Annotated in this window: 9 protein-coding genes; 2 read left to right on the plus strand and 7 right to left on the minus strand. The window is 40.1% G+C overall.

All coding sequences use genetic code 11. The features are described 5' to 3' along the window. Positions 1–240: 240 nt before the first annotated feature. From KIO97_RS21830 to KIO97_RS21840, 3 genes are all read right to left on the minus strand, one after another. A complete protein-coding gene (locus KIO97_RS21830) occupies positions 241–648 on the minus strand; it encodes a hypothetical protein (protein ID WP_105068881.1) in 408 nt (135 codons plus the stop codon). Between the two features lie 54 nt (positions 649–702). After that, positions 703–2,178, minus strand: a complete 1,476-nt coding sequence (locus KIO97_RS21835; protein WP_285383937.1) for an EAL domain-containing protein — start codon at positions 2,176–2,178, stop codon at positions 703–705. Positions 2,179–2,345: 167 nt separating this feature from the next. Continuing rightward, positions 2,346–2,888, minus strand: a complete 543-nt coding sequence (locus tag KIO97_RS21840; protein ID WP_306417227.1) for a transposase — start codon at positions 2,886–2,888, stop codon at positions 2,346–2,348. Between KIO97_RS21840 and KIO97_RS21845 the strand changes: the two genes are divergently transcribed. Continuing rightward, positions 2,859–3,788: an IS66 family transposase gene (locus tag KIO97_RS21845; RefSeq protein ID WP_285383944.1), complete on the plus strand. Its 930-nt coding sequence runs from the start codon at positions 2,859–2,861 to the stop codon at positions 3,786–3,788. The two genes, KIO97_RS21840 and KIO97_RS21845, sit on opposite strands and share 30 nt — an antisense overlap. 86 nt (positions 3,789–3,874) lie before the next feature. On the opposite strand, the gene KIO97_RS21850 is transcribed toward KIO97_RS21845, so the two are convergent. From KIO97_RS21850 to KIO97_RS21860, 3 genes are all read right to left on the minus strand, one after another. Continuing rightward, positions 3,875–4,099: a hypothetical protein gene (locus tag KIO97_RS21850; protein WP_285383938.1), complete on the minus strand. Its 225-nt coding sequence runs from the start codon at positions 4,097–4,099 to the stop codon at positions 3,875–3,877. Positions 4,100–4,442: 343 nt separating this feature from the next. After that, entirely contained in the window at positions 4,443–5,480 is a 1,038-nt protein-coding gene (locus KIO97_RS21855; RefSeq protein WP_285383939.1) for an IS110 family transposase, read from the minus strand. A gap of 119 nt (positions 5,481–5,599) precedes the next feature. Next, a complete protein-coding gene (locus tag KIO97_RS21860) occupies positions 5,600–5,968 on the minus strand; it encodes a four helix bundle protein (protein WP_285383940.1) in 369 nt (122 codons plus the stop codon). Here KIO97_RS21860 and KIO97_RS21865 point away from each other — a divergent pair. Next, on the plus strand, positions 5,954–7,255 hold the full coding sequence (locus KIO97_RS21865; RefSeq protein WP_285383941.1) for an RNA-directed DNA polymerase: 1,302 nt from the start codon (positions 5,954–5,956) through the stop codon (positions 7,253–7,255). The two genes, KIO97_RS21860 and KIO97_RS21865, sit on opposite strands and share 15 nt — an antisense overlap. Before the next feature lie 289 nt (positions 7,256–7,544). Here KIO97_RS21865 and KIO97_RS21870 read toward each other — a convergent pair whose 3' ends face one another. Beyond that, positions 7,545–8,057 (minus strand): hypothetical protein, encoded by a 513-nt coding sequence (locus KIO97_RS21870; RefSeq protein WP_285383942.1) that lies wholly within the window; start codon positions 8,055–8,057, stop codon positions 7,545–7,547. Positions 8,058–8,171 lie beyond the last annotated feature (114 nt).

Below are 8,171 nucleotides of genomic sequence, written 5' to 3' on the forward strand. Positions count from 1 at the left end.
AGCTCTATCCTGCCAGAGGGGGGGTCGTAAGCACTATTAATGAGTTCAATGGGCAGGAGGTCAGCGAGTGTTTCAACTTGACTGGGTTTATAACTATTGATGATGTCGAGGGCTTGAGAAACGTGCATAAAAAATCCGATAAACAGGGTCTATCGGATTTTTACATACAGGTAGGATCATTCAACTGATCTGCCGATTAAAGTCTTAACTGATCGGCATTAGAGCAAGGCTCTGCCTTTTCTAGAGGGCACTTTTCGTTTCAGAAAAAATAATATCACTGCCGATCGCGAAACATGCTTTCTGGCAAACAGCAAAGTTAACATTAGTTCCTAATTTTAGTAAAAACTCCCTAGCACCTTTTTCAAAAAGGGCATCGCACATAGCATATCCTTTTTCAGTTAGGCCAAAATAAATTTTTGTTGACCTTGTTTCTCTATCTTGCTTGAAAGTACAAACCAAATTTTCATTCTGTACCATTTGAAGATGATAGACGAAGTAATCTTGAATCTTTCCATTTGAGTTAGTACTTAAACCAATCCTTCTGAAGTCTTCAAATGTCATTAATCTACTAAATTTTTCATCTTTATTCTTGTGAGTGTATAAAGCATGCAACAGCTTTAAAAAATATTCCAAATTGAACGTTATCATTACAAACTCCATATCTTTATTAGCTTTAGTATTATCCTTTGGTAAGCATAATAACTAATTTATTTTTATATCACTTAAAGGAATAGGTTTAGAAAAGTAATAGCCTTGCATTTTTTGCACTCCGTTACATTTCAAATGGTCAAATTGCTCTTTTGTTTCAACTCCTTCAGCAACTATTTTTACATCTAATCGATGCCCTAACTCTATGATTGTGTCTAAAACGGTAGAGTTTACTGTGTTTAATCCAATCGTATCGGTAAAACACTTATCTATCTTTAGGTAATCAAAGTTAAGTTCTTGAATAACTGATAAAGATGTATGACCTGTACCGAAGTCATCTATTGCTATTTTTAACCCACTTTTTTTTAGCTCATTGAGAGTCTGTATCCCAGATTTGTCAAGTAGTTGTCTTTCAGTTATTTCGGCTACTAGTTCAATGCCTAGCTTTGAAAACTGTCTTTGATAATAAGTTAACTTGAACAGGTTTTTATTACAAGCAAGATACGTTGGAGGTATGTTCACACTGAGGGATATGTTGCCAGCCTTTTTGGATAAGGCGAGTTCTTTTAATGCCCATTTTAAAATGTAGTCCGTGAGTTCATTTATCAAACCTTTCTCTTCAGCAAGAGGAATAAAAGTATCCGGTCGGATTAAGCCTAATGTTGGATGATTCCAGCGCACAAGAGCCTCTAAGCTCTTTACTTTGCAACTACAAGCATCAACGATTGGCTGATATTCTAGATAAAACTCGGCTCTTCTTAGCCCTTCTTGGAAATCTAAAAATATATTTCCTCTTTGTTTTGTTTTTTTTAATGCCATCTGTGATATTGCGAATATTATAAGTGTAATAATAGTGCTTATTAATACAGCATGGATGATAGAAGTGTAAACAAAGCTTCTTTTTACCTCTATTAGAATGCTATATTTATACTTATTTGAGCTTGAAATGTTATGTATATAGTCTGAGCGAAACTGAGTACGTGCGGGGTAAGTTTTCCCTGAAATATCAACCATCATCTTAGAGATATTAGTTTCATTTATGTCAAATAAGCCTCCAATCAAATAATTTCTATCAATTATGGATATAATGATTCTACCTTCTCTATTCAATGCTGGGCTTATAAATGCTATTGTTCTTTCTGACGGTTTTTCGTCTATATCCCAAAAAACAAGATGGTGCCTTAGGTTGTCGAGTCTATTTTTAACATTGATGCTTTCTTTTATCTTTCCTCTTTTGGAGGAACAGGTCGCGTGGTAGTTATCTATTACGACTAACTCTCTAATATCATTCGAATAAAGGAGGTTATCTTCAATAGTTTGGCAGTCATCTATGTTTTTTATAGCTAGAATGGTCTCCCTTTCTACATTTCTAATTACTTTGTCTATTTTTGTTATGTAGAGGTCTCCCATGCTTTTTAGCTCTGTTCTTATTATTGCTATTGAGATGGTAATTGATGATATTAAGAAAAATAAAACACACACTAAGTAGAGAGGGTTGCTTTCGGTGTGTGTGTGTTTTCCTGTTTCCATTCTTATCTCTCTATTATGGTAACTTTTTCTTATGTTTTTCAGGTTATGTTCATAATTTAGCCTAGCATAGTTTTGTTGGTTAGAAAAATGTAAGTGACAATATTAACACTACATTGACTATTTGTGACTTATGTTGGGTTTAGAGGCTGAGGGATCCCCACATCTTTTCACCGGAACTCTGCCGCACTTATCGCTTTGAGGCCTCCTACGGCTAAGGCCAGATCCTTCACGCTAAATGAGTAAGCTTCTCTTCCTATCAACTCTTTACCGAGAAAAAAGTAGGAAAGTACCCGGCGTGTTCGAATGGTATTTGCTTGAAAATCCTTGTAGTAACCTTTGATATAAGCAACTTTACCTACTACCAACAAAGCAAATTGAGTCAACATGCCTATCATCAATAAGATCTCAATACGCTTGGGACATTCACTACCACTGAAGTTAAGAGCCAACCCATAACGTTCATTTTTAGTATCCCGAAAGCCCTCTTCAATCGACATCCGTTGGGTATATAGGGCTACGACACGCTCTGCAAACCAGGTTTCTCCCGGCAGATTAGAGACGAGCAACCATGGCTCTCTTTCACCTTTGGCATGGGATAAGCTCACCGTATTTCTCTGGGGAGAACCACTCCAGTTTTTAGCTTTACGCCCCTTGGACTTCTTTCTGTCGGTCAGTATGGTATCAAGCTGAGTCGTAAAACGATGAGTCAGTGGATACTGAAGTGTGCCGAGAAGCTAGAGCCACTCATCGCGCTGCTCAAAGAGACGTTACTTGCTCAAGAGGTGCTGTTCGCTGACGAAACCACATTGACGGTCTTGAATGATGAGAGAAAGAAAAGCTACATCTGGTTGTACGGATGTGGCCGCGACCGAGGAGGCGATGCGCAATCACCAGGTATCGTCTTGTTCGATTACCAAGACGGAAGCCGCGGACACCACTGTCCAGCGTCGTACTTATCGGATTACGATGGTTACTTGCATGTTGATGGATACGAAGCCTACGAGAAAACGGAAGCGAAACTGGTTGGCTGCTGGGCGCATGCAAGGCGCAAGTTCATTGAAGCGGAGCAAAGTCAGCCGAAAGGAAAACAAGGCAAAGGTGGCAAAATCCAGTGGGCCATCACGTGGTTCCAGAAACTCTATCGCATCGAACAAGAGATAAAAGATAAACCCGAAGCAGAGCGGTACCGGCAGAGGCAATTAAAGACCTTGCCATTACTGAAGGCGTTCAAAGCTTGGTTAGATAAGTCTGCGACTCAGGTGCTACCTAAGAGCAAGCTTGGGGTCGCGATTAACTACAGCCTCAATCAATGGGAAAAGCTGAGGCGTGTGGTTGATGATGGTCGATTAAGTCTGGATAACAATCGCGCGGAACGTTCAGTACGTCCGTTCACGGTTGGACGAAACAACTGGATCTTTAGCAATACTCACAATGGCGCTCGCGCCAGTGCAGTGTTGTACAGCCTTATCGAAACGGCAAAAGCGAACGACTGCGAACCGTATGAATATCTAGAATACGTACTGCGAGAAATCCCTAAGTTGAAATACGGTGATGATCATCGTCATCTGCTTCCTTGGAACATGCCACAAACCGAACCTCCATCCTCGTAGCAAAATACAGCTCAAATGACAGATACCGCCTTCGTTGGCGGTATCTGTGCTGATGCTTGAAAGTCAATGAGTCGATTCGCAGACGCTTACTCTGGATGCCCCTCAACATCAGGTTTCGATACTTCAATGAATGGTGCCTCTGTTGGAGGTTCTATCAAGTCACTGAACTTACGGCGGTTGTTACCAAACGTTTTGATATTGATGTTATGAAGTTTACAGAACTCGGAGGACGACAGACCGCTACGGTAAAAGTCTTGGACAATATGTTGCCACTCTTGCGGTGTTCTAATTGGGCTTTTGTATCGAGACATGATGGCTACCTGTGAGCTAATTACATTGAGCAGGTAGGCTATCGATCTTTGCTATGTCATTGAAGGTGCAGATTTAAAGACGTGTATGGACACATCCTTTTTTGCAAGTAACAAATTGATGAATATGAAGGTATAACTGCCTACGTGTATTCGGTTTCTTTAATGATGCTTCATTTATGCATCGAACCATGATGGTGTTATCCGCACATTAACTCCCAATCGCTTACACGAGCTATTAACTCTTTGTCTCTATAGGGTTTTGTTGATGTTGGTCTTACCTATTATTCATCTTTTCTTACTAAGCAATTATTGATGTATCACTTAAAATACGTACTTCTTACAGCTATGCCGCTGCGGCTAACGATGTATTGTAATCTTCATTTTTAGCGACTATTGCCCATGAAATCCTTGCTATTTTATTTGCTAAGGCAATTATCGCGACGTTAGCGTGCTTCGTTTGACTAAGTTTCTTAATCCATAAACTCAATGGATCTGCTTTGTCCTTTACATGTCTGAATGCAGATCTTGCTCCATGAACTAATAACTTTCTCAGGTACCCATTACCTCTTTTGCTAATACCCAATAATCGGTTTTGGCCCCCAGTACTATGTTGACGAGGAACAAGCCCCAATGACGCGGCAAAATCTCTGCCTTTTTTAAAGGCACGTCCATCCCCAAGGTCAATAAGTAATGCGCTGCAAACCAAAGGTCCAATTCCTGTGATTTTCATTAAACGCTGGGCTGCTAAGGAATTATTGACACTATTCTTGATTTTATTTGTAATACAATCAATACGTTCATTCAACAGGAGCAACTCGTCATACATAATTTGTAGTAATTCTCTGAATAAATATGACAAGGAATTTTCTGCATCCTCTAACCACAAGGGAACACATTTACGTAAGTGACTGATACCAACTGGAGCAACTATGCCATATTCAGCGGTTAATCCTCGGATTTGATTTGCTTTTGCTGTTCTTTGAGAGATTAACTCTTCCCTAATTCGATGCATTGATTGCAGATCTTGCTGCTCAACTGTTTTAACAGCCACAAACCTCATATTTGGTCTATTTATCGCCTCACAAATAGCTTCAGCATCTACTTTGTCATTTTTATTCGTTTTGACATAAGGTTTAACAAACTGAGCAGCCACGAGTTTTACCTCATATCCTAACTTGGACAGTTCTCTTGCCCAATGATGAGCCGAGCCACACGCCTCCATACCAATGATGGCCGTTTGGGGAGTTCGTTTAACAATGGCATTAATCCAATTTTTTCTAGTGTACTTTCCCTGCCAAATAGTCTTCTCATCTTCATCAACAGCATGAATATGAAATATATTTTTTGCTAAATCGACGCCAACTCGGATAATCTTTGCCATATGTATATCTCGTCCTATTAGTAAGCTAAACATAAAAATGTAGCATTATTGGGGGAGGTGATGTGTCCATGCCATTGCTTACGCTGTAACTATTTATATTCATGGAAAACGAACCGACCTTATTCAAACTGGCTCTGAAACCATTTACGCCACCCCACCACTTGCCGCTGAATCAATTCGAGCTGCTCAGTAAGCAAAACGAGCGCGCCGTGAGATAAAAATTTCAACTCCCACGCCAACATTAACAAACTTTGCACTACGTCCAAATTCGCATTAAGCTCAAACAACCATTCAAAAGCCTTCCGTTTTCCTGTTTTTAATTTTCCATATAAATTAGCTTGAACCGAGCAACGAATGCTTTGGGTAAGCTCATTTAAAATTTGCTCTCCTGTTGTAAATCGAAAAGCCCTTGGTAAATGCTGATGTTGCCCCCAATATAATTTGTATAATTTTTGCAAATCATAGTAGATACGATGATGACGAAACATCTTATTCAAAATCCTAACCTCAAATATCACCATCAGCTTTCTGCTGAACTATTGCATTGTGTGACACTGTCAGGAAGCAGCCAACAAAAGTCCGCAAACGCCCTGAATTTCCCAACGATTTGTTGTGATTTAGCCACTCAAATATTAACCAACACCTATCACCCTAGGCCTTACCATCACTTCGCGATAACAGAGCCTAAACTCAGAGAAGTCTACGCGCCTGATTTTAGAGATCGCATTGTTCAAATGTGGGTAGCATTGCAATTCACACCTATGATGGAGAGGCGACTAATTAACGACACCTACGCCAATAGAAAAGGCAAAGGAACGTTATCGGCAATATGTAAAGCGCAAAAATGCATGCGTCAGCCTCACCATTCTTGGGGGCTTCAGCTAGACATCTATAGTTATTTCAATTGCATTAATAAAGCCACACTCATCAATCAACTGCGCTCGCTCATTGAACGTTCAACGTTAAGCCCTCTTCGCAAATGGTGCTTAACAACAGTCACCGAACTTATCGTGCAACATGATGCAACCGCGCAACCAAACCAAAAAACAGGTAAGCTGCATCTACTAAACAAAATTCCACACCATAAAAGACTTCAATTTCAAAACACTGCTCACACTGGTTTGCCTATTGGTAGTGTGACCAGTCAGTTATTTGGAAATTTTTATCTCAACGCTCTAGACCATTACATCAAACATAACCTTAGTGTTAAGGGGTATATTCGATATATGGACGATTTACTTCTTCTGGCCGATTCACCAGAAAAACTGCAATACTGGAAAGTTCAAATTGAACGCTACCTTCATTCAAACCTGCATTTAAAATTGCATCCTTGCAAAACACAAATATCTTCAGTCGACAATGGATTTGATTACCTTGGCTTTCGTGTTTACCCACACCATAAGCATATTCGAAAAAGCACCATTGATTCATTAAAGAACCGTTTGCGCTATTTCAATACCCTTCTAACATCGAAGGGTTCAGCGCCTAAAACAAAGCCCTCCCGAGGTCTTTGGAGTAAAAAAGACATTCATCAAGCTCCGTTTTACACTCAACTCAAGGCGATGCAATCTACGATAAACAGCTACTATGGACTACTAAACCAAGCCAACCATTGCAAGTTGCGACAAAGCCTTTACCATTGCCATTTTGGCGAACTCAAGCGTTACCTCCTACCAAACAACGCATACTATGAACATTTCACGATTAAAAAAGGACTTTATTTTAATAAGACGACTCCAGAAAATTTATGTTGGCCTGAGACGCAAGACGCGTAGTTCTCGTTGCTCGGGTTGTTGCTGTTGACGTTGCCATTGTTGAGGTTCACGTTGTTGTAGTTCGAGCCATTGACCGTCGCCGACCAGTAATTGTTGTTGGTCGGCCAACCACGAGCGTTTGCATTTATTGTTTATTCGAAGTGTCGCCTTTCGACTTGCTTCCCTTGATAACCCAAAGGGTCATAAATGCCGATAACATACTAGGGCCCGCTCGTTAATGCCGTAACGTTAACGTTCTCTGAGCGCGGCTATTGCCGCTATGCACCCTGTTCTTTCTAAAGTCGTCTTATTAAAATGATGCCGCGTGCTTCACTGCACTCAACAACCAAGCTAGTGAAGAGTCGGAGTCTTTGGTTTCAAGCGCTCTTTTTACTAAATGTTCGGGTAAAAACAATCGAATGTATCGTGTACAATTTGACATTCCGTCGTTCAAAACATCAAAGCTATCATCCAGAAGTGACACGGCATCCATATTTGCCACCTTATTTGTTTGTTCCGCTCTCCATTTATCCCAGCCCGATAAATCAATTTCATCTTTTAGCAAAATCGTATTTTCATTGCCAACGTCAATACCATTCCGAGTTAATGATTCAATAGGCAGTCCACCATACACGATTTCTTGATTACCCAGTTTCTTCACTTTCTTTACTAACACTTTCAGTGTTGGTAAATGAGGCTGTGTTGAAACCCACTGCTGCCATCCAAAAAGCGATTGTTCGTAAAAGCGCACAAACATTCCCTCTTTAATACCGACAATGACTTGGCTGTCTTTTACTAATTCCAACTTATCTTCAATATTCACAAAATAAACTCCGAGAATAAGGCGCCACCCGTAAAGGTAGCGCCCAAAATATTAAAATTTAAACGCTAAACGCTGAACGTCAAACACTAAGGATTTGAGACGCAAGACGCGTAG

Origin of the sequence: Vibrio sp. B181a (assembly GCF_030248375.1) — a bacterium.
Lineage (GTDB): Bacteria > Pseudomonadota > Gammaproteobacteria > Enterobacterales > Vibrionaceae > Vibrio > Vibrio campbellii.

Excerpts from the sequence above, each read along its gene's own strand:
- KIO97_RS21830 (WP_105068881.1), bottom strand. The coding sequence starts at position 648 with ATGATAACGTTCAATTTGGAATATTTTTTAAAGCTGTTGCATGCTTTA.
- KIO97_RS21835 (WP_285383937.1), bottom strand. The coding sequence starts at position 2,178 with ATGGAAACAGGAAAACACACACACACCGAAAGCAACCCTCTCTACTTA.
- KIO97_RS21850 (WP_285383938.1), bottom strand. The coding sequence starts at position 4,099 with ATGTCTCGATACAAAAGCCCAATTAGAACACCGCAAGAGTGGCAACAT.
- KIO97_RS21855 (WP_285383939.1), bottom strand. The coding sequence starts at position 5,480 with ATGGCAAAGATTATCCGAGTTGGCGTCGATTTAGCAAAAAATATATTT.
- KIO97_RS21865 (WP_285383941.1), top strand. The coding sequence starts at position 5,954 with ATGATGACGAAACATCTTATTCAAAATCCTAACCTCAAATATCACCAT.
- KIO97_RS21860 (WP_285383940.1), bottom strand. The coding sequence starts at position 5,968 with ATGTTTCGTCATCATCGTATCTACTATGATTTGCAAAAATTATACAAA.